An 18,851-nucleotide genomic window follows, 5' to 3' on the forward strand; every position below is an offset into this window, starting at 1 on the left:
ATATGTACAAACGTTATATAGCCCAAATTATTTTTGCGTTAACCATACTATTCGCCGCACCAAGTTGGGCTGAAACGGAAGAAGCTGGACCTAAGTTGGCATACTTTACCCTAGAGCCTGACCTCACTACTAACTTTTACACCAAAGGCAAAAAGTTAGGTTATGTGCAAGTGCGCATCGACATCATGGTAATGAGTCAACAAGATTTATCAGTTGTTGAGCATCACCAACCTTTGATTCGCGATGCAGTGATTGAATTATTGGGTAAGCAAACAGAAGATACGATTAAGTCCCTGTCTGGCCGAGAAGATCTGCGCAAAACCTTAGTGACGACCCTCAACGAAACGCTTTTGCCTGAAACAGGTAAAACCATCATTGCCGATTTGTTGTTTACAAAATACCTTTATCAATAAACCCAAATCCGTTTTGAACATAAAAAAGACCGCTCTTGAGCGGTCTTTTCATTTCATCTGCTTTAGGCTTGCTGTTGGTATTTCATCTTGCCTGAATCAAACAGCGCAATCGCCATCCCCGACAGTAGCCCAACTAAGTGAGCGGTGTTTGCAATCGCCATAAATGGCTGCACAAAACCAAGAACTAACCATACCAACATAAAGACGATGATTGGCTTGGGTAGCGTAAGGCCTAAATGTGGCAAGCGGTAACCCAATATCCACAAATAACCAAGCAGTGCATAGACCACGCCAGACAAGCCGCCGAAGTTAGCCCCTTCAACATAGAACTGGCCTGCCCCTGAAAACGCTGCCGACACCACAAAGAGTTGCAATAGCTTACCGGAACCGAGACGACGTTCGATGTCGCCACCCAACTGCCACCACCATAGTAAGTTAAACACGATGTGAGTTACTGAAAAGTGCAGTAACGCATGACTTAGCCATCGCCACACTTGCCATTGTTGCCCCTCAAAAGCCGGGAAGTGCAACAACTTAAACACGCCATTGCCAAAGCCAAACATTTGTAACAAGTAGATGATGATACAGACTGTCATGATCAGCAAAGTCATGGGGCCAGCTTTCGCTTTGACCATGCTTATGATACTCGGGCTGGAATAATGAAATGTGCTCTTACGAGTATCGGCAACGTCCCACGAGGCGGCGCTGTATTTTGAATCAGACGGGTTAGCAAGGAACAGCTTAAGTTCGGCTTCCGCTTCTATTTCATGCTGGCTATCAGTCAGCCACAGCGCAAATTGCCCACCCCCTTCTGGCATCATTTCGATGTCAATTTGGCGAGAGGCCATATAATCAATAAAGGCTTGCGCCATACGTGGATTATTTAACGTTACCAATCTCTTCATTAACTTCTCACTATCGGTAGTTCTGCTCGATGCCAGGCTTCAAAGCCACCATCTACACTGTACACCTGTTCAAAGCCTTGGTTAACCAAATATTGCGCCGCACCTTGGCTACTAATACCGTGGTAACACATCACTAGAATAGGTTGTTCGAACTCCACTTCATCCATAAACGCAACGATCGTATCGTTAGTTAAGTGATACGCGGACTCCGCATGCGCAACGGCAAACGATTGAGGGTCACGGATATCTACAAGCTTCGCATCACCCTGCTCGAGCAGCGCTTGCGCACCTTGTACATCGATATGCTTAAACTGATCCATTTACTTTCTCATTGTCTTATTAATATACCCAAGCAACCTCGAACCTAACGTACTAATCAGCACCCGTGGTACAGCATAAAATCCATATTTGAAGCTGCTTGGGTATACTGCCGCTATTGTAACCTATCCAACGGCAAACTTAGACACATGGATAATCAGGCTTTTCAAAAGTGTACACATTCCAACCATTTGTGGATAAAGCTGTGAATTGCGTTGATAAAGTGTACTTGGATCTTTTGATCCACAATATGTAGTGATGATCCTGATCTAACTGTGTGTATATCTATAACTATCCCCAGATGGAAAAGTGCTTGAATCCCTTATTTTGTCCGGGTTTCGAACAGTTGATAAATAATTACTTCACAGAGTTATACACAGGTAGCACATAAAATCCGGATCGCAAACGCTATCGATTTTCGATCGACAATAAAAAAGCCGAGATCACATGATCTCGGCTTTCTATGAAAATCTTACTTTCAATTAGCAGTGGAAATTAAAATTCACCCACAGCCAATTTTAGTTTCTTCATTGCATTTTTTTCTAGCTGGCGAATACGCTCGGCAGAAACACCGAACTCATCAGCTAAGTCTTGCAATGTTGCTTTCTCATCATCTAACCAACGAGAACGCACGATGCGCTGACTACGCTCATCCAAACTCGCTAATGCATGACCCAAGCGATTGTTGGTATGCATTTCCCAGTTGGCGGCTTCAATGTTGTCGGCCACATCAGACGATTTGTCTTCTAGGTATAGCATCGGCGCTGTGTAAGCGTTTGAGCTGTCGTCTTCATCAGTTGGCATATCAAAGGTTGAATCCACCGCCGCTAAGCGTGATTCCATCTCGCGAACTTCAGAAGGCTCAACACCTAACTCGCGCGCAACGGTTTCTACTTCACCGTTGTTAAACCAACCCAAGCGCTTTTTCGACTTACGCAGGTTGAAGAACAATTTACGTTGCGCTTTAGTGGTCGCAATTTTCACGATACGCCAGTTACGTAGCACGTATTCGTGGATCTCTGCTTTGATCCAGTGGACAGCGAAAGAAACCAAGCGAACCCCTACTTCTGGGTTAAAACGCTTAACGGCTTTCATTAGACCGATGTTACCCTCTTGCACAAGATCCGCCATTGGCAAACCGTAGCCAGAGTAACCACGAGCAACGTGAACAACGAATCGTAGGTGCGAAAGAATTAGACCTTTTGCAGCCTCAATCTCACCTTTATAGTGTAATCGTTCTGCCAGCTCACGCTCTTCGTCTGCAGTCAGCATTGGGTAGCTGTTTACTGAGCGAATATAGCTATCAAGGCTATCTTGCGTGACTAGAGCCATCGGATACGCTTCTTTTGTCATTCAATTCCTCATCAATCTCTGATCTGGAGCATTACATTGCAATTTAGCTTCGATATCTTGAACTCAAAATGAACAAGTTTCAAGAAGGGGAAGCAATTATCCATAAACATTTGGTCTAAGCAAGGGTTCAAAATTAGCTAGTGCTAATGAAATCCAAGTAATAAGACCGCCATCACTTAAACTGGTTCAATTTCTTTTAAATGTCGTTGCGCAGAAAAGCGCGCCGCAATACATCCCAAAAGACTCCCAATGATGATTAGTAACAAAGATTCATCCCAACTTAGACCAATCAGGCGGAACTGGCTATCGTACAACGCAGCAAGGTCTTCCACCGCACTATTCATGACAATGGTCACTAAAGCCGTTACCAACCACGCAATAGTGGCACCTAACACGCCAAACCACATACCTGTGTACAAGTAAGGGCGCAGAATGAAACTGTCCGTCGCACCGATCAGTTTCATGGTTTGAATCTCTTCTTTATTCGCCAGCACATTAAATCGCAATGTATTGCCAACGATTAAAAATACCGCACCGAGCATCAGCACTGTCAGGGTAATGACAATAATACTCGCGAGAGTTTTGATGGCATCAAGACGCGCTAGCCAGTCTTCGTCAAGTCTCACGTCGGTCACATCTTGTTGCTCTCGAACGTCTTTGGCTAATGACTGAATATCACTTTTTAGCTCCGAATCTGGCGTAATCACCAACACACCAGGTAGCGCATAGCCACTTAAGAGGCTGATAGCTTGGTCGAACCCTGCATATTGGCTTAAATCAGATAGACCTTGTTGCGGTGAAATATACTCTACCTCTTTTACCAAAGGCCAAGTTTCAATTTGATCTTTGAGAACCATCACTCGCGCATCCGGCATACCTTCAACTAAGTAAGCACTAACTTGTGAAGGAGAAGCGACATCTTCCGCTGCCCCCGCAACGTTTTTCCCCAATAGATACAAACAAGCTGGCATGGCAAGTGCCATGGAGATGACCGCTAGAGTCAGAATGTTGCCTAGTGGTCGTTGCCATAAGGCGCTAAAAGAGGATTTAGCGTGTTTTGCGTGGACAGAGAAAAAACCATCGGTATTCGCACGCTTGGCACTGCGGCCTTTCCCCTTCTTTTGGGAGTGCTTGTTACCTGCCATAGTCTTCTACCTCACTTAGGAAGCCTTGGTTCAATTCAAAATGACGATACTGTGGGCGAGTGTTTACTAACCCCACATCGTGCGTGGCAAGTAGGATAGTCACGCCCGCACGGTTAAATTCTTCGAATAGACGCAACACACGGTTGGATAATTCTGGGTCAAGGTTACCCGTCGGCTCATCAGCCACCAGCAACGTTGGTCGATTAACCACAGCACGGGCAATACCGACGCGCTGTTGTTCACCACCAGAAAGTTGACTAGGTAGACAACGAGCTTTATCGAGTAAGCCCGTTTTATCTAACGCCGCAGAAACACGGCGTTTGATTTCGTTTTCAGAAATCGATTCGATACGCATTGGCAGAGCGACATTGTCGTACACACTGCGATCCATCAATAGGCGATGATCTTGAAAAACAATCCCAATATTGCGGCGCAAAAAAGGGATGTCTTTGCCTGGAATACGCGTGATGTCGTGGCCATTAAAATGGATTTTGCCATCGGTTGGTCGCTCTATCGCGCAGATCAATTTCAGCAAGGTACTTTTACCAGCCCCGGAATGTCCGCCTAAAAACGCCATTTCACCGCGCCTCAGGTGAAAATCGACTTTTTGCAGTGCTTGTCGACCACCTCGGTAAGCTTTGCTTACTTGCTGAAATTTGATCACCGTTGATTTCCTCTAACTCTTTTTATTCTTCACGACTAAACAGTGCGTCAATAAACTCTTGAGTTTCAAATGGACGCAAGTCTTCGATACCTTCACCCACACCAATGTAACGAATTGGAATACCGAACTGATCAGCAATAGCGAAAATTACGCCGCCCTTGGCTGTACCATCCAGCTTAGTCAAAGTAATCCCGGTTAGAGGGGCAACATCACTGAAAAGTTTCGCTTGGCTAATGGCATTTTGTCCTGTGCCTGCGTCAAGCGTTAGCATGATCTCATGTGGTGCAGAGTCATCAATTTTCTTCATCACACGTACAATCTTACGCAGCTCTTCCATTAGGTTCGCTTTGTTCTGTAGACGACCTGCTGTATCAGCAATCACCACATCCACACCACGTGCTTTTGCCGCTTCAATCGCATCATAGATAACAGAGGCACTGTCTGCGCCAGTATGTTGAGCAATCACAGGAACATTATTACGTTCACCCCACACTTGTAGCTGCTCAACCGCTGCGGCACGGAAAGTATCGCCCGCTGCAAGCATCACTTTTTTGCCTTGAGTTTGGAACTGCTTCGCTAGCTTACCGATGGTCGTGGTTTTACCCACGCCATTTACACCCACCATCAAGATGACGTAAGGCGTTTTGTTGCTATCGATTTCTAGTGGCTGTTCGACTTTAGAAAGAATCTCAGCCATTTCTTCTTTCAACAAACCATAAAGGGCTTCGCCGTCTTTCAGATCGCCACGTGTGGCTTTTTCTGTCAGGTTGTTGATAATTTTTGTTGTGGTATTCATGCCCACATCAGCAATAAGCAGTTGCTCTTCTAGCTCTTCAAATAAGTCTTCATCGATTTTCTTACCGCTGAACAGACCGAAGAAGCCAGCACCAATATTTGCTTTTGTTCGGCTTAGGCTGCGTTTAAGACGAGCAAAAAAGCTTTCTGTTGGCTTTTCTTGTTCTTGAACACGAGGCGCGGCCGATACGACTTCTGGCTCTTCTGCTTCTGCTTCTGCTTCTGCTTCTGCTTCTGCTTCTGCTTCTGCTGGGGCAGCCTCTGATTGTTTCGCTTCTTCTTCAAGTTCTGGCGTTGCTTCCGCTTGCTCAGCAACCGCTTCGGTTTGCTGCTCTTCAGAAGGCGCTTCCACTGCTTCTTCTTTTACTGTTTCTTCAGTTTTTGGTTTTGGGCTTTGTTCTTCGTCACCAAAACCTAGCCACGAAAGTAATCCGCGCTTCTTTTTTTCCGTCATCTGGGGCTATCCTAGATTGTTCTTTTATCTATTAATGACTCTTTTTTGACAAGATTATCATCTGTCTAAAAAAGGCTAATGACAAAGTTCTGAAAACTTTCCGATTAGGTAATTCTAATCTTATTAGTGTTACACTCTGTCATCTTGAATATTCTGGGCTGTATCCAAGCTCCAAGCTCATTGCTTGGGCGATTAGATATAGTATCACTTTATTAGCGGTCAAAAAATCTATGGTAAGACGTCGCCAGCAAAACTCATCACAAAAAAAGCCAACAACGGGCTTTGTTCGCATTATTAGTGGCTTATGGAGAGGCAGAAAACTTCCTGTACACGATGCTGAAGGCTTACGCCCCACGACCGATCGCGTCAAAGAAACGCTGTTTAACTGGTTAGCTCAAGATGTACCACAGGCAAAATGTCTCGACTTGTTTGCTGGCTCTGGCGGCTTGGGATTTGAGTCAGCTTCGCGCCAAGCAGAGCAAGTGACCATGGTTGAGCTAAACCCACAAGCTTTCCAACAGTTACAAAAGAATGTTGCCTCTCTTAACGCGAACAACATCCAAGTGGTAAATACCGACGCACTGAGTTTTTTGAAGCAACCGGGTTCTGCTCATCATGTGGTGTTTATTGACCCACCGTTTCGCAAAGGCCTATTGGATGAGACCGTGGCTCTGCTAGAACAAAATGGCTGGCTCGCGGAAGATGCGATGATTTATATTGAAACAGAAAAAGAACTCAATATTGCCAACTTACCAGAAAACTGGCAATTACATCGAGAAAAAACAGCAGGCCAAGTGAGCTATCGTCTGTACGAACGTACCTCCGCATAACGCCTCGATTTAAAAGGATACTTAAATGAAAGCACTAATTATGCTGGCCAAAGCGGCTATCGCCTTTGTTTGGTTAGTATTAATCCTAAATATTTTTATGCCCTTTCCCGGCAATGCCGCGATTGCGCTTTACATCATGACCGCTTTTTTGTTCATCATGCACGGTTTACAAATGGCCATCTTCATTGGTGCATTTGGCGACAAAATAAAAATGAGCAGTTGGGAAAAATATTCAATCCTGATTTTTGGTATTTTTGCCCTACTCGATATTCGTCGTAAACACATGATGTAATCGCTCAGATACGAAAAAGCCGCTCTTGTGAGCGGCTTTTTTTCTGCGTTTCGTTCGTCACCCAATGTAACTTTTTACACCATCCAAGAACATTTGAGTGGAGATCATCACCAGTAACAAGCCCATTAAGCGTTCTACCGCCTTCAAGCCACGTTCACCCAACAAGCGATTAAAGAAGCCATAAAACATCAGTATAAAAAATGTTGCGCCCCACGCAATTACGACTGATGCTGACATTTCCAACATTTTCTCTGGATGTTGCGAAGACAGTAAAAGCAAGGCTGCAATCACTGAAGGGCCTGCGATCATAGGAATGGCCATCGGAACAATAAAGGGCTCCTCGCCTGCTGCCAGTCCAGTGATGCTGCCAGCACTCGGGAAAATCATCTTAATCGCAATAATGAAGAGAATAATGCCACCAGAAATGCTGAGCGTTTCTGGCTGGACATGCAAAAAACTTAAGATGCTTTGTCCTGCAAACAGAAATAGCATCAAGATCAGTAAGGCAAACAGTAGTTCACGAATCAATACCTTACGACGACGCTTGGGATCGATATGTTTGAGAATAGACAACACAATCGGCAAGTTACCGAGAGGGTCCATGATTAGAAACAGCATGGTCGCTGCAGAAAGAATGTCCATATTCTGGCCTCACCTAAAAAATGGCGGCCAGTGTATAGCAAACTGACAACATGAGTATATGACTGAGGGCGAAAACACCATATTCACCCTCGATCTTAGCCGCCGTTTAGTGATTGCAAACTCGCGCCATATTGACCACAAACTTACCTTCAAGCTCACGAATTTTGTCGCGCTTGAGCAAAAATGCTAGTAATGCATCTAAGTCTAGATCATTCAGTTTACAGGTGTGAAAGCGAACGCTAGCGCCAAAGTGCTGTGTGAGGGCTTCGCGATCCATTGGCGTTTCTCTAAGTAGGTTTAGCAGCTCGTGAGCATGGATTTCACTCATTATTGACTCCAGTTATTAAGAACAATGCGTTCAGTTTACTGAAATCCTCAAGATCTGCTTTGACTTAAATTAGTAAATGATTGAGGCAACAATGAGGGCATGAGCAAAAAAGTAACTACCACTCACCCACAAATAGGCGTGTTTCATCGGTTTTCGATAACCGTGTATCGCGTATGCCAGCGCCGAATAGATGAGAACTAAGGTTCCGCTAAAGCCGATAGCATTGGCGTAACTCGGCACTTGTAACCAAACTTCACCGGCTGCCCAAGCAAGTTGAACCAGCATCATCCCCATGATCACAACGGGGAATACCAGAGAGTCGAGTTGAGGTAGCAACAAAAAGAACGCCACGATACTCGCTGCAAGCAGCAGGGCCAACAGCCACCAGACAATCTCACCATTAAGCTGCACCCAAAATGACTTGCTGTAGCATACCTGGGCAACCAGATAAGCCGTAAAATAGATTAGCTTACGAGTTTTAAACGAGTGCAGCGTATCTGCCACCATAGACACAATAAGCCCACCCGCAATCCAGTAGGTATATGTTGCGGATGCACCTTGAGTTAACACCAACACAAGAAGAAGTAGCAGAGTAAAGATTTTAAACACGAGGGATTGTGTCGGGTTAGCTTGCTTTGCTCCCAACACGGAATACACACCTGATAGCCCTATCGCCAGCCAACTCCACATGCAGTATACACCTTTTACTTAAACTCGCCGCTAGTCTAGGTAGACCAGTTTTGATGTAAAGACACAATCTACGAAAGTTGGATCTCGCTAGCGATTCGAAACATTTTGTAACCCTCAGCCTACGTAATAATAAAGCCGATGAGCCTGAATGATGCCACTAAACATTGGGGCCAAGCTTTGCTCATCAGCCGAACCCATCAAATCACACGACACAATAACCAGCGCTTTCTAAAACTATTTAACTGAAAAACAGATAAGTGCTCCAGGTAAGCCGCCATTTCACAAACTGACGATTAAACCACCAGGATGTATGCAATGCAGGCAACAAGAATAAATAACAGACACAAAATAGAAAATAGTCTTAGTAGCGCTCTAAGAGAGGAGGAACTACTGATGATTAGGGGTAAAAACTAAGAAAACTGACCTTAATTCAGTAAAAAAAATATCAGACAAGAAAAGTAAGTCAATGATAAATAAAATCATAATTTCAATAACAGATAAAAGTGCGGACTTCATAAACCATAAAATCACTAAACACTTTTGAAGCCCATATTTTCTCATAAGGTAAGAAAATCTCACTCCATGCTTTCGATTTGACGATGTAACCTCATAGCACATTTTTTAATTTTCTCAATTTTTGAGAAATACAGACAAAATAAAGACCCAACATACCATTCGAAACAAAAAACAATTACAAAGCCAACACCACAAACCATTTAACATTATAAAATCAAACATTTAAAACAATAAAGGATAAAAACAAAACAATGTGAACACTTTAAATACAGGACAAAAAACATAGTTTCATTAGTCAGAATCACGTAAAACCAGACAAGTTAAGTGTGGTTTTTGAAAAGATTAACGAGCATATGTTGATCAAACCCCAAAAACAGTGCTATATTAAATTCATCGAGTTCATCAAAGATTAAGGGGTAGTGTTATGATTTCATCTTCTCAAAAACAAGGGCTGGTTATGATTGCAGTGGTTGTGGGTTTAATGACACTGCCAATGATGTACTAACCCAATGATTTAAAATAAAAAAGGACGCAAATGCGTCCTTTTTTATTTATCTGTATAGCTCTACTGAATGTGCTTAGACAAAATATCCCAGTGCATATAGTAGAAACCAAGAGCGGCCAGCGTAATCAACGTCATTAGCAAAATTGCTGTACGCCAAATAAAGCGAGAGCTTCTTGGTGTCAGCTCTTTTTCACAAGCATCACATGCCGCCATAAAGCCTTTACGATCATCCAGCTTGTAATCGTCTTCGTGCACCACTTTGTTACGCACGGTTGCGATGAATCGAAGCTTTGCTATCACGTCATGCGGTAAACGTTCTTCACAACTATTAATAAGTTGGTGCAACCCTTTCCCTTCTGCATGGTACTGAGTACGCAAAAGTTTTTCGATCGTTCGGGTACGCATGACTACTTTTTCAATATCTGACATCGTAACCCTCCTTACCAGACCCTTCCTATGTTCATTATTTTTATTCTTCTATAAATTTAGAGCTTTTTCGAGCCGTTAAGTGCAATTTTACTTTCAATTTGTGCCCTTGAGCTCATATAGCCTCACAAGTGAAAGCCGCTTCGTTCAGCTTTAGTGACTTCGCTTGCAGATGAAGCGACGATTTCATCGCGTCCCCATTGAGATAAACCGTGAAGTGCGCCGAATAAATTTCATGTCCCTTTCATTAGATTATGAATAAGTTACCTCAACTCATCGTTTCGTCAGCGAGTTCTGTAGAATGGGACCCGATAAAACATTGGAGGTTAATATGCCAATCTCACTTATTGTCGCCCTATTCGCCCTTATTGCCTTGGGCGCGTGGGTGTTTTTCCGTTTTTATAGTAAGCACTATGTGGGCGAAGACGCTCCAGAGCAAAGCGCGCAGGTAACGGTTTTAGATAAACAAGCGATAGACATACCAAACGCACCACCAGGTCAAGACGATCAAGAGTATTGGATTTACGTTCAACGTGGTTCTATCGGTCCAAAGCGTGAATTCCAAATTGGAGTGCATTACTACCATGCACTCAACCCTGGAGATAAGGGAACACTGACCTATCGCGGCAGCAAGTTCCTTCACTTCGCTATCAAACGTTAAGGCAGTAACCAACGAGTCTTGGCAGAACGAGAAAAGAGATAGCTCATCGCCAAGGCTCCAGCTCCACTTAGAACGATCCAGACTGGAATCACCCACGCAGGATGTCCTGTGTACCAACCGAACTCTTTCATCGGCCATAAGAAAATAGGGTGAAGTAAGTAAATCCCTAAGCTGTGCTGACTGATCACACTAACCACTTTTTGTACTTTTGGTGATAAGCCTTCACCAAAGTAACGCCCGATCATAAAAATCATCGAAGCCGCTAGAATCACATTCAGTGTTTTATAAGAGAGCCAGCGCCCAACCGTATACTTCTCCGCCTCTAAGCTATTTGTCACAACCATCGTAAAGGTCACTGCCAACGCCACGAGTCCTAGCCCAACAAATAAGGTCACCATAGAGCGATTCAAAGGTACCTTTTGAAATAAAACATACCCCAGTGGAAGGTAACCCATATAAAGCCACATCTGATTACTCCACGGGCCATCAATCTTGAACAAGAACAGTGTGCTGGTGAAAAGCCAAAATGCGAGATAGGTATACAAGACGTTGTCATCCACGTTGCGTACCATCCATTGAAACAGCGGAATCACAAAATACAGTGGTATAAAGTAATAGAAAAAGCCGAGATGGTAATACGTTGCGTGGAATGGGCTATTGCTTAATACCTCTTTTACGGTTTCAAAATCAAAGCCTTGAGAAGTCCAACCTGAAAGGTATGCATAAAACATCGACCAAATAAGAAATGGAACTAAAACTTTGCCCAAACGCCTTTTGATATAATACTTACCGTCAAATGGTCGAGTGTCACTGAGCATTAGCGCTCCGGTGATCAAAATAAAAACTGGCACTGCCCAGCGAGTTACGCTATTCACGCCTACCGCAGTCAGCCATTGGTCAAATGGAATCACTCCTAACTCATTTCGATACGGTGCCAAGACGTGAATGGCGATCACTGCTACCGCTGCGAAGCAGCGCAATAAATCAAAAAACAGAACCCTTTCTCTCATACCTTTCCCTACTTTGAGTCGCTTATCGTTTATAGCATAGGGTAAATCTCAACCAGTGAAATGGTTAACAATCTGTTTTTGCTTATTTTTAACTCAACAATGACCTACAACGGGGATTTCATCACCACTCTAATCACTTAACGAGAACCAAAAACCAAGCATCAGTATTCACTCTCGATGCCAAACCGACACAATCTGATTACAGCAAACGGCGCATAAGAAACAAAAATGGCTCCGATTTGGAGCCATTTATACCATCTACAGATAGCGATACTGGGGATAGTTACGCAGTAGCAACATCAGCTTTTGGCAACTTAATTGAAATCAGCGTCGTCAGTGCCAAGAAAGCAAAAGAAACCCATAAGCACGCTGCAAGACCAGCCTCTTGGTAGATCCAACCCGATAATACCGTGCCAATCAAACGTCCCATCGCATTGGCCATGTAGTAAAAACCGACATCCAACGAGACGCCATCGCCTTTAGCGTAGCTCACTATCAAGTACGAGTGCAGCGAAGAGTTAATGGCAAACACAGCGCCAAAAATCATCAAACCTACCACAATCACCAATTCAGGCTGCCAACCGATTTGCACACCATAAGCAATACCAGCCGTAATTAACGCTAGGATTCCTGCCCACACCAATGCTGCACTACCATCAGGCACACGACCTTGCGCTTTGCCAGTAATACGCGGCGCAAAGCCTTGCACAAACCCATAAGCAATGACCCACGCTGCGAGAAAGCTACCAACCCACAAGTGATCCCAGCCAAACACGCTACCAAGATAAATAGGCAGAGCAACGACAAACCACACATCACGAGCACCAAACAAGAACATGCGTGCTGCGGATAAAATGTTTATCGATTCAGACTTGGAGAATATTTGGCGAAACTTAGGTTTACTCTTTGCTTTACCCATGTCCGCTTCTAGCCAGATCATGCTGCAAACAAACACTAATGTAAGTACACCCGCCATAATAAACATCGAGTTTTGAAAACCCACCCAAGACAGCAGCAAGCCACCAACAAAAAAGCCCGCTCCTTTGAGTGCATTCTTCGAGCCAGTCAAAATCGCTACCCATTTGTAGAGCGCACCTTGCTGTTCGTCTGGTACTAGCGTTTTAATCGCGCTCTTAGCACTCATTTTGTTCAGATCTTTGGCAATCCCCGACAGAGCTTGCGCTGCCATCACCCAAGGAATGGTCAGCCATGCATTTGGTACTGCGAGCATCAGCAACGCAAACACTTGCATCGCTAAACCAATGTTCATGGTTTTATTTAGGCCTAACCTTGCGCCCAACCAACCACCAACCAGGTTTGTCACCACACCAAAAAATTCATAGAAAAGAAACAGTGAGGCAATAGCTAACGTGGAATAACCTAAGTCATGAAAATAGAGCACCACCAGCATACGCAGTGCGCCATCGGTCACCGTAAAGTTCCAATAGTTAAACGTCACTAACATGTACTGACGAATACTTTTGCTTAATTGAGAAATCATATTGACCTCATATGTACAGCGATAGAAGCATTTAGATCATCATGTTCTAAATACTTCCTAACCTGTACAGCAACATTGACCAATACAATGTTGCTGTGATTTTCAAAAAATGCCCCAACATCAATAAAAAGCAAAATACACCTTAAAAACAATGCATTAGTTAATATTAATGGCTTTTCTTGTAAACAGTCGTATCCTGAAGAAGCTCGAATTTAGCTTTTGGATCATAATGAACCAAAAGCTATTTAAGCTGATCAAGCGTCTTGAGCCACGCGTTCGATGTACTCAACTTGCACAGGTTTTGTAAATGCACCAGGGCGCAATGCCTGCACTTCTCGCACGATATCTTCTAACTGCCATTCCTTTTCTAGGAGTAGGTGAGCAGCGAACAAACCTGTGCGCCCCGAACCACCCATACAATGCATCGCAACTTTGCCACCTTGAGCAAGAATCGCGTGCAGTTTCGGACTGGCTTGTTGCCACTTCGTCGCAAATTCTTCATTTGGTGCGCAGTCGTCTTCAATCTCGATCTGGAACCATTTCATACCCAGCTGCTGAGTGGCTTCACCCAATGCAGAGACATTCTTCGCAGCTAATTCACTATCATCTAATGCAGTAACGACCGCTTGAACACCCTGCTCTTTCAACTGTTCTAACGACGTATGCAAATCGACACCTTTCGTTCCTGGGCACGGTGTTAAGATTAAAGCACCGGAGTCCAAATCTAATTGCCATGTAGGATGAGACATTGTGACCCCCTTTTAAGCCAAACCAACGTTACGAACCAGCTCTGCTGTGCGCGTTGCATAACCCATTTCGTTATCGTACCAAGCGTAAATCTTAACCATACGAGAACCCACAACCATGGTTGATTGCGCATCAACGATGGTTGAACGTTGGTCGCCTTTATAATCGATAGAAACTAAAGGACGCTCTTCGAAGCCAAGGATGCCTTTCAAATCACCTTCAGATGCTTCTTTTAACAGTGCATTCACTTCTTCTGCTGTGGTATCACGCTTCACATCAAAAATGATGTCTGTTAACGATGCGTTTGCTAGAGGTACGCGAACCGCATGACCATTAATTTTGTCTTTTAATTCTGGGAAAATTTCGACAATCGCCTTCGCGCTACCCGTCGTAGTCGGGATAAGGCTCATGCCGCATGCTCTTGCACGGCGTAGATCTTTGTGTGGCGCATCTAAAATAGTTTGCGTATTCGTCAGGTCGTGAATGGTCGTAAAAGAAGATTGTTCGATACCCAATTTCTCATGAATGACTTTAACCACAGGTGCGATACAGTTAGTCGTACACGAAGCTGCTGTCACGATACGATGTTTTTCAGGGTCGAAAATATGGTCGTTCACGCCCACCACAATGTTCGCGATACCTTCTTCTTTCACAGGTGCGCTTACCACGACACGTTTCACGCCTTGCTCTAGGTATTTATTTAGGAATGATGTTTTGCGATGTACGCCTGTCGCTTCAATCACAACATCACAATCAGACCAGTTCACCGCATCGATATCGCGTTGTTGAGTCGTGGCGACACGCTTGCCGTTGATGACGAGCTCACTGCCTTCGACCTGAACTCCATGATGCCAACGACCTTGCACTGAATCGAATTCTAATAAGTGACCAAGCGTAGCTGCGTCACCTGCGACATCGTTGATTAACACAAACTCCAATTCTGGCCAATCAAATGCCGCTCGCAGCGCTAAGCGACCAATTCGGCCAAAGCCATTAATTCCTACTTTAATTATCATAGTTTTACCCTCTAATCTTCTACCTTGAATCTCTATTCGCTGTTAACAGCAAGCCTCACGACTTTTATCGTGTAAGCGTGTGATGTCGTCTTGGTATTCCTGCTTCAAACAGTTTGATGCCACTAAGTCTTCAATTAACTTTCGCATCCAACCTGGTAATTGCTGTGATAACTCGTAATACACCCATTGCCCTTGGCGTTTATCCACCAAGATGCCACTGGATCGTAACTGAGCAAGATGACGAGAAACTTTCGGCTGGCTCTCTTGTAGAGCAAACGCCAAATCGCCAACGCAAGTTTCACCTTCACGGGCCACGAGCATTAAACAACGTACGCGTGTTTCATCGGATAACAGCTTAAAAAACTGATGTGGAAGCATAATGAACATACCTATATATGGATATGCGTATATGTTTATTTAATTAAGATATATCGTCAAGAGGAAACCGTCCATCGTCATAAAAGTTTCACATCTAACGAACAGCTTGATTGTAAAGAGAGAGATTCAAAAAGATAAAAGATAAGACAAGAAATTATGCAGTCGCGATGCTTTGACTCCAGCGAACCGCTTCACCTAAGGAGAGCTTCACTTCCTCTAAAGGCAACCCCAATTGCATCGTGATTTTTTCAACCCCTGACCAATCGGCACGCTCGTAGCACTCTTCGAGGGAAATAAGTGCACCATAAACCCCTTTGCGATGTAATAGCGCTTGTTGTACTGAATGACTAAGCGGTAACTGCCTAACTAAAGATTCCACCGAAAGATCCAGCAACGCATCTAGAATCGACAGCAAACCAACCATGAAACCTTGTTCGTTGAGATGAGAGAATGGCTGATAGCGCGACATCAATTGGCAAAATTGAGCTCGTTGCAATGAAAGGTGATACAGCTCTCGAGGCTTGTTACTGGAGATATACGATGCCACAACCAAAGAGACAAACTGCTTAAGGTTATCCTGGCCAAGATAAATCAATGCCTGACGAAAAGAGCTGATTTCGACAGCCAAATTCGGCGCTTGCGTATTTACAAAACGCAATAATTTATACGACAGCGCGACATCTTGCGTAATGATGGACTCGATACGAGTAAAGTCAGGCTCAGGAGCACAAACTTCACGAAACAGTTGCAATGCCAACACTTGCTCAGGACTGACGTATTTAGTCTGCGAGACGAGTGGCTTGCTAAAAAAATAACCTTGGAAAAATTTAAAGCCAGCCGCTTTCGCTTGCTCAAACTCTTCTGCGGTTTCAACACGTTCTGCTAAAAAGTGGTATTTGACGCGTTTTGCAAGGTGTGTTGTGACCAGTTCACAGGCCTTTTCAAGCCCCATCGCCATAATGTCGAGCTTCACAATATGCACATATGGCAAAAAACGACGCCATTCTGGTGTTAGGGTGAAGTCATCCAAAGCGATCAAATAACCTTCTCGATAAAACTCACGAATCGCATCAAGAAGCTCATCCGTAGGTTGGCACGTTTCCAACACTTCGATGACAATTTTGTTTTTCGGCAAACTGCGCGGCAAACGTCGCACCAAACTTTGATGAGGAAAGTTAATAAAGCATCTTGAAGAGGCAATCACTGGGTTAGTACCCAGCGATAGGAAGTTTTCGACGATCAGTCGGTATGTCGCTCGATTTGAATCAATATGTGAAGGGTATGCGTTACTCTCCCCGTCTCGAAACAACAATTCATAACCCAGCGTCTGTCTTTTTCGGTTAAAGATCGGCTGGCGAGCGACATACGTTGTATTCATGCTAAAGAAGGACCTATAAATGGCTTATGACTTTGCAGCTGCTAATAATGCACCACAACCCATGAACATTGAACCGAATACTTTGTTTATTTTTCCCATGATTTTATCGGAGCGAATAAAGCGTCCCATTTGTGCTGCCAAGCTCGTGTAACCCAACATTACACACGCATCAATCACGACCGTAGTGACGCCAAGCACCAACAGTTGCGTGATTTGGTCTTTTGCTGGGTCAATAAACTGCGGGAACAACGCCACCAGAAAAACAATCGATTTAGGGTTGGTGAGGTTAATTAACACTGCCTTGTACAACAGCGCCGTGCCTGACATCTCGTTGTGGTTTTCAGCTGCGACTAAGCTTGCTGTGTCGCGCCATTTCTGAATCCCCAACCAAACCAGATAAGCGGCACCAACCCATTTAATGACAGAAAATGCGGTTGCTGACTGCGCGACAAGCGCACCAATACCCGCCCCCACCAGCGCGATGTGGATAACTAAACCAATTTGTAAGCCAATAATGGCACCCAGTGATTTACGGGTACCGTAACTCAAACCATTACTGATTGAGTTCACCGTGCCAGAGCCCGGAGCCAAACTAAAAACGATTGCTGTTACTACATAAGCTAACCAGACATGGGTATCCATTGCATTTCCTCACTAATTCTTCGATGATACATCGCGTAAACAACGTATCTTCAGGTAATCAACTAATGGCGACTAACCATTCACCTTTGACTTATACTCAAGAGACATTATTTGAGCAAGCAATTGGTGGTCCGATCGCAGCACTTTGGCAAACTCGCCAAGAGGGCTTTGTTAAAGGGACTGAGAAAAAGAACATTTACTGGTGCAAGCTAACCAACCCAGAGCATAAAAAAGCCGTGCTCATCGTAAATGGACGCATTGAGTCTTCCTGGAAATACCAAGAGCTGTTTTACGATCTCTACCGCCAAGGTTTCGATGTCTATTCCTTTGACCACCGCGGTCAAGGTTTATCAGATCGTTTATTATCTGACTCAGATATGGGTCACGTCTATGACTTTACTGATTATATTGATGATATGGACATCGTCGTAAAAAAACACGACCTTAGCGAATATCAACAATGCTTCATCATCGCGCACTCTATGGGCGGCGCGATCGCGACACGTTACCTGCAAACTCACCCAGAACACCCTTTTACTGGTTTGATTCTAAGTGCACCCATGTTTGGCATTAACCTGCCATGGTACCTATCACCAATAGCGATTCCGGTCACACAAATTATGTCAGCGGTATCGACTTTGCCACGCTATGCACCAGGACATCAGGCCTACTTCCCTAAGCCCTTTGAAGATAACCCACTTAGCCAAAGTTACGGCCGCTACCAATGGTTCCGAAACCTATATACGGAAAAACCGGAACTGCAAGTCGGTGGGCCAAGCACTCGCTGGGTTTGGCAAGGGCTCATGGCCGCTAAGCAGTGCTTTTTATTAACTCGCCAAGTCAAAATACCAGTCATCCTAATACAAGCCGGAAACGATCGGATTGTTAGCAACCTCGCGCAAAAGCGTTTTATTGATAAATTGCGGAAAACCAACCCACACGCGGAGCTGCTTTCTATCGAAGGCGCACAGCATGAAATCTTATTCGAGACCGATAAGTATCGTAATCAAGCGCTCGATGCGATTTTCCGCTTTATGAATGACCCTAAATCGCCATCAAACGAACAAGCACAATAAGAACTCTAGGCGACCATTTCACGACTAAGATTAAAGAGGAAATGTCTACACATCGATTTACCCTCTTTTTCATCCTCATTTTGGCGTACACTGCTTGAACTTGGCTACTTTGACACAGTGTTTAACCGCATAGTGCTACGGGCCCAAGTTCCCCCGCATTCGGAGC

22 protein-coding genes are annotated in these 18,851 nt (G+C 44.3%); 5 read left to right on the plus strand and 17 right to left on the minus strand.

All coding sequences use genetic code 11. The features are described 5' to 3' along the window. Window positions 1-2 precede the first annotated feature (2 nt). Window positions 3-413, plus strand: a complete 411-nt coding sequence (locus R7Q48_RS21475) for a flagellar basal body-associated protein FliL (protein ID WP_005378687.1) — start codon at window positions 3-5, stop codon at window positions 411-413. A gap of 62 nt (window positions 414-475) precedes the next feature. On the opposite strand, the gene glpG is transcribed toward R7Q48_RS21475, so the two are convergent. The 6 genes from glpG to ftsY all read right to left on the minus strand — a co-directional run bounded on the left by glpG (window position 476) and on the right by ftsY (window position 6,047). Next, complete coding sequence (gene glpG / locus R7Q48_RS21480; protein ID WP_256903370.1) at window positions 476-1,318, minus strand: rhomboid family intramembrane serine protease GlpG; 843 nt, start codon at window positions 1,316-1,318, stop codon at window positions 476-478. Beyond that, the gene (gene glpE, locus R7Q48_RS21485; protein ID WP_005378691.1) at window positions 1,318-1,638 is read right to left on the minus strand and encodes a thiosulfate sulfurtransferase GlpE; all 321 of its coding nucleotides are present in this window, start codon (window positions 1,636-1,638) and stop codon (window positions 1,318-1,320) included. The genes glpG and glpE overlap by 1 nt, the downstream gene beginning before the upstream one ends. A 493-nt stretch (window positions 1,639-2,131) precedes the next feature. Continuing rightward, entirely contained in the window at window positions 2,132-2,989 is an 858-nt protein-coding gene (gene rpoH / locus R7Q48_RS21490) for an RNA polymerase sigma factor RpoH (RefSeq protein WP_005378693.1), read from the minus strand. A gap of 176 nt (window positions 2,990-3,165) precedes the next feature. Beyond that, window positions 3,166-4,134, minus strand: coding sequence for a permease-like cell division protein FtsX (gene ftsX, locus R7Q48_RS21495; RefSeq protein ID WP_318132436.1), 969 nt, complete (start codon window positions 4,132-4,134; stop codon window positions 3,166-3,168). Then, the gene (gene ftsE / locus R7Q48_RS21500; protein ID WP_005378697.1) at window positions 4,124-4,798 is read right to left on the minus strand and encodes a cell division ATP-binding protein FtsE; all 675 of its coding nucleotides are present in this window, start codon (window positions 4,796-4,798) and stop codon (window positions 4,124-4,126) included. Before ftsE ends, ftsX begins: the two co-directional genes overlap by 11 nt. Before the next feature lie 22 nt (window positions 4,799-4,820). Beyond that, window positions 4,821-6,047: a signal recognition particle-docking protein FtsY gene (ftsY, locus tag R7Q48_RS21505; RefSeq protein ID WP_017821295.1), complete on the minus strand. Its 1,227-nt coding sequence runs from the start codon at window positions 6,045-6,047 to the stop codon at window positions 4,821-4,823. A gap of 230 nt (window positions 6,048-6,277) precedes the next feature. On the opposite strand from ftsY, the gene rsmD reads away from it, so the two are divergent. Next, on the plus strand, window positions 6,278-6,877 hold the full coding sequence (gene rsmD / locus R7Q48_RS21510; RefSeq protein WP_151514318.1) for a 16S rRNA (guanine(966)-N(2))-methyltransferase RsmD: 600 nt from the start codon (window positions 6,278-6,280) through the stop codon (window positions 6,875-6,877). 25 nt (window positions 6,878-6,902) lie between these two features. Then, complete coding sequence (locus tag R7Q48_RS21515; protein ID WP_005378704.1) at window positions 6,903-7,169, plus strand: DUF1145 domain-containing protein; 267 nt, start codon at window positions 6,903-6,905, stop codon at window positions 7,167-7,169. Between the two features lie 57 nt (window positions 7,170-7,226). On the opposite strand, the gene R7Q48_RS21520 is transcribed toward R7Q48_RS21515, so the two are convergent. The 4 genes from R7Q48_RS21520 to R7Q48_RS21535 all read right to left on the minus strand — a co-directional run bounded on the left by R7Q48_RS21520 (window position 7,227) and on the right by R7Q48_RS21535 (window position 10,279). Beyond that, window positions 7,227-7,811 (minus strand): YhgN family NAAT transporter, encoded by a 585-nt coding sequence (locus R7Q48_RS21520; protein WP_005389671.1) that lies wholly within the window; start codon window positions 7,809-7,811, stop codon window positions 7,227-7,229. 106 nt (window positions 7,812-7,917) lie between these two features. After that, entirely contained in the window at window positions 7,918-8,139 is a 222-nt protein-coding gene (locus tag R7Q48_RS21525; RefSeq protein ID WP_005378711.1) for a YecH family metal-binding protein, read from the minus strand. Between the two features lie 69 nt (window positions 8,140-8,208). Next, entirely contained in the window at window positions 8,209-8,829 is a 621-nt protein-coding gene (locus tag R7Q48_RS21530; protein ID WP_005389670.1) for a lysoplasmalogenase, read from the minus strand. Between the two features lie 1,081 nt (window positions 8,830-9,910). Continuing rightward, entirely contained in the window at window positions 9,911-10,279 is a 369-nt protein-coding gene (locus R7Q48_RS21535) for a hypothetical protein (protein ID WP_005378717.1), read from the minus strand. Between the two features lie 328 nt (window positions 10,280-10,607). Here R7Q48_RS21535 and R7Q48_RS21540 point away from each other — a divergent pair, with 328 nt between their 5' ends. Continuing rightward, a complete protein-coding gene (locus R7Q48_RS21540) occupies window positions 10,608-10,937 on the plus strand; it encodes a DUF2500 domain-containing protein (RefSeq protein WP_042523937.1) in 330 nt (109 codons plus the stop codon). On the opposite strand, the gene R7Q48_RS21545 is transcribed toward R7Q48_RS21540, so the two are convergent. The 7 genes from R7Q48_RS21545 to rhtB form a co-directional block, all read right to left on the minus strand. Continuing rightward, the gene (locus R7Q48_RS21545; RefSeq protein WP_017636080.1) at window positions 10,934-11,947 is read right to left on the minus strand and encodes an acyltransferase; all 1,014 of its coding nucleotides are present in this window, start codon (window positions 11,945-11,947) and stop codon (window positions 10,934-10,936) included. The genes R7Q48_RS21540 and R7Q48_RS21545 overlap by 4 nt on opposite strands. 283 nt (window positions 11,948-12,230) lie before the next feature. After that, on the minus strand, window positions 12,231-13,448 hold the full coding sequence (arsJ, locus tag R7Q48_RS21550) for an organoarsenical effux MFS transporter ArsJ (protein WP_005383628.1): 1,218 nt from the start codon (window positions 13,446-13,448) through the stop codon (window positions 12,231-12,233). A 254-nt stretch (window positions 13,449-13,702) separates the two neighbouring features. Beyond that, window positions 13,703-14,197, minus strand: coding sequence for a cyclin-dependent kinase inhibitor 3 family protein (locus R7Q48_RS21555; RefSeq protein WP_256903371.1), 495 nt, complete (start codon window positions 14,195-14,197; stop codon window positions 13,703-13,705). 12 nt (window positions 14,198-14,209) lie between these two features. Beyond that, window positions 14,210-15,211 (minus strand): ArsJ-associated glyceraldehyde-3-phosphate dehydrogenase, encoded by a 1,002-nt coding sequence (locus R7Q48_RS21560; RefSeq protein WP_318132437.1) that lies wholly within the window; start codon window positions 15,209-15,211, stop codon window positions 14,210-14,212. 42 nt (window positions 15,212-15,253) lie between these two features. Beyond that, the gene (locus R7Q48_RS21565) at window positions 15,254-15,589 is read right to left on the minus strand and encodes a metalloregulator ArsR/SmtB family transcription factor (RefSeq protein WP_005378730.1); all 336 of its coding nucleotides are present in this window, start codon (window positions 15,587-15,589) and stop codon (window positions 15,254-15,256) included. Between the two features lie 154 nt (window positions 15,590-15,743). Beyond that, on the minus strand, window positions 15,744-16,967 hold the full coding sequence (locus R7Q48_RS21570) for an EAL and HDOD domain-containing protein (protein ID WP_017636082.1): 1,224 nt from the start codon (window positions 16,965-16,967) through the stop codon (window positions 15,744-15,746). Window positions 16,968-16,991: 24 nt separating this feature from the next. Beyond that, window positions 16,992-17,609 (minus strand): homoserine/homoserine lactone efflux protein, encoded by a 618-nt coding sequence (gene rhtB / locus R7Q48_RS21575; RefSeq protein ID WP_054702154.1) that lies wholly within the window; start codon window positions 17,607-17,609, stop codon window positions 16,992-16,994. Between the two features lie 65 nt (window positions 17,610-17,674). On the opposite strand from rhtB, the gene R7Q48_RS21580 reads away from it, so the two are divergent. Beyond that, window positions 17,675-18,685 carry an alpha/beta fold hydrolase gene (locus tag R7Q48_RS21580; RefSeq protein ID WP_005378733.1) on the plus strand — a complete coding sequence of 337 codons (1,011 nt, stop codon included), beginning with the start codon at window positions 17,675-17,677 and terminating at the stop codon, window positions 18,683-18,685. Window positions 18,686-18,851 lie beyond the last annotated feature (166 nt).

Source organism: Vibrio sp. 378 (assembly GCF_033339435.1).

What these genes read in the sequence shown, in the direction of transcription:
- R7Q48_RS21580 (WP_005378733.1), top strand. Translation starts at nt 17,675, where the DNA reads ATGGCGACTAACCATTCACCTTTGACTTATACTCAAGAGACATTATTT.
- R7Q48_RS21565 (WP_005378730.1), bottom strand. Translation starts at nt 15,589, where the DNA reads ATGCTTCCACATCAGTTTTTTAAGCTGTTATCCGATGAAACACGCGTA.
- R7Q48_RS21520 (WP_005389671.1), bottom strand. Translation starts at nt 7,811, where the DNA reads ATGGACATTCTTTCTGCAGCGACCATGCTGTTTCTAATCATGGACCCT.
- glpE (WP_005378691.1), bottom strand. Translation starts at nt 1,638, where the DNA reads ATGGATCAGTTTAAGCATATCGATGTACAAGGTGCGCAAGCGCTGCTC.
- R7Q48_RS21525 (WP_005378711.1), bottom strand. Translation starts at nt 8,139, where the DNA reads ATGAGTGAAATCCATGCTCACGAGCTGCTAAACCTACTTAGAGAAACG.
- rhtB (WP_054702154.1), bottom strand. Translation starts at nt 17,609, where the DNA reads ATGGATACCCATGTCTGGTTAGCTTATGTAGTAACAGCAATCGTTTTT.
- ftsY (WP_017821295.1), bottom strand. Translation starts at nt 6,047, where the DNA reads ATGACGGAAAAAAAGAAGCGCGGATTACTTTCGTGGCTAGGTTTTGGT.
- ftsX (WP_318132436.1), bottom strand. Translation starts at nt 4,134, where the DNA reads ATGGCAGGTAACAAGCACTCCCAAAAGAAGGGGAAAGGCCGCAGTGCC.
- arsJ (WP_005383628.1), bottom strand. Translation starts at nt 13,448, where the DNA reads ATGATTTCTCAATTAAGCAAAAGTATTCGTCAGTACATGTTAGTGACG.
- R7Q48_RS21570 (WP_017636082.1), bottom strand. Translation starts at nt 16,967, where the DNA reads ATGAATACAACGTATGTCGCTCGCCAGCCGATCTTTAACCGAAAAAGA.
- R7Q48_RS21555 (WP_256903371.1), bottom strand. Translation starts at nt 14,197, where the DNA reads ATGTCTCATCCTACATGGCAATTAGATTTGGACTCCGGTGCTTTAATC.
- R7Q48_RS21515 (WP_005378704.1), top strand. Translation starts at nt 6,903, where the DNA reads ATGAAAGCACTAATTATGCTGGCCAAAGCGGCTATCGCCTTTGTTTGG.
- R7Q48_RS21535 (WP_005378717.1), bottom strand. Translation starts at nt 10,279, where the DNA reads ATGTCAGATATTGAAAAAGTAGTCATGCGTACCCGAACGATCGAAAAA.
- R7Q48_RS21545 (WP_017636080.1), bottom strand. Translation starts at nt 11,947, where the DNA reads ATGAGAGAAAGGGTTCTGTTTTTTGATTTATTGCGCTGCTTCGCAGCG.
- R7Q48_RS21475 (WP_005378687.1), top strand. Translation starts at nt 3, where the DNA reads ATGTACAAACGTTATATAGCCCAAATTATTTTTGCGTTAACCATACTA.
- rpoH (WP_005378693.1), bottom strand. Translation starts at nt 2,989, where the DNA reads ATGACAAAAGAAGCGTATCCGATGGCTCTAGTCACGCAAGATAGCCTT.
- R7Q48_RS21540 (WP_042523937.1), top strand. Translation starts at nt 10,608, where the DNA reads ATGCCAATCTCACTTATTGTCGCCCTATTCGCCCTTATTGCCTTGGGC.
- R7Q48_RS21560 (WP_318132437.1), bottom strand. Translation starts at nt 15,211, where the DNA reads ATGATAATTAAAGTAGGAATTAATGGCTTTGGCCGAATTGGTCGCTTA.
- R7Q48_RS21530 (WP_005389670.1), bottom strand. Translation starts at nt 8,829, where the DNA reads ATGTGGAGTTGGCTGGCGATAGGGCTATCAGGTGTGTATTCCGTGTTG.
- glpG (WP_256903370.1), bottom strand. Translation starts at nt 1,318, where the DNA reads ATGAAGAGATTGGTAACGTTAAATAATCCACGTATGGCGCAAGCCTTT.
- rsmD (WP_151514318.1), top strand. Translation starts at nt 6,278, where the DNA reads ATGGTAAGACGTCGCCAGCAAAACTCATCACAAAAAAAGCCAACAACG.